Source organism: Vibrio sp. 2132-1 (assembly GCF_033344315.1).
Genome location: NZ_JAWPON010000263.1, coordinates 1 through 757, shown reverse-complemented (window position 1 = coordinate 757; position 757 = coordinate 1). Strand labels below are relative to the sequence as shown.

The 757-nt window shown below is 46.0% G+C and carries 1 protein-coding gene and 1 pseudogene; both read left to right on the top strand.

Translation table 11 applies throughout. The features are described from left to right. Positions 1-571: AIR synthase-related protein (locus tag R8N47_RS24820; protein WP_318186054.1), on the top strand; the 571-nt coding region annotated here is incomplete at its 5' end. A 37-nt stretch (positions 572-608) separates the two neighbouring features. Beyond that, positions 609-757: pseudogene (locus tag R8N47_RS24815) on the top strand (phosphatidylglycerophosphatase A); the annotation flags it as partial.

The following is a 757-nucleotide window of genomic DNA, read 5'->3' as shown; positions in this document are numbered from 1 at the left end:
AGTGCAAGGTTTTGTGCCTGAGGGCAAAGCGCTGACTCGCTCTGGCGCGAAAGTCGGGGAGTGGGTGTATGTCACGGGGAATTTGGGTGACGCAAAAGCAGGGCTGGATGTCATCTTAGATGAAACACTTCGCAATCGCATTGGTGCTGATGAACTAGAAAAAGCCCACTACCTAAGTACTCCGAGAGTGTTAGCGGGGCAAGCTTTGGTAGGATTAGCATCTTCGGCGATTGATATTTCAGACGGCTTGATTTCGGATATCAAACATATTTTAAAACGCTCACAAGTTGGTGTGAGTATCGATGTGTCTCAATTACCAATCTCTTCAGAGCTGGTACAATTTTTAGATGATAAGGTCAGCGCACAGCAGTATGCTTTATCTAGCGGTGAAGAATACGAGTTGTGTTTCACTGTATCAGAACAAAATCGAGGTTCTTTGCAGAGTGCTTTGTCTTATAGCGGGTGCAAAGTGACGTGCATTGGCCAAATTAGACCAAATGGAACGTTTGAGCTTCACGATAACAACCAACCTCTCGACTGGGATTTAAGTGGTTTCGACCACTTTAAATAAGCTCATCGAGTTAAACTAGCAGTATAGGTTTAAGGATATGACCAACCCTCTTTCTCTGATCTCATTAAAGAACCCGTGGCATTTGTTGGCGACGGGGTTTGGCAGTGGTTTGTCGCCAGTAGTTCCTGGAACAATGGGGACGCTTGCAGCGGTTCCGTTTTTTCTGTTGTTGGCGCAGCTGCCATT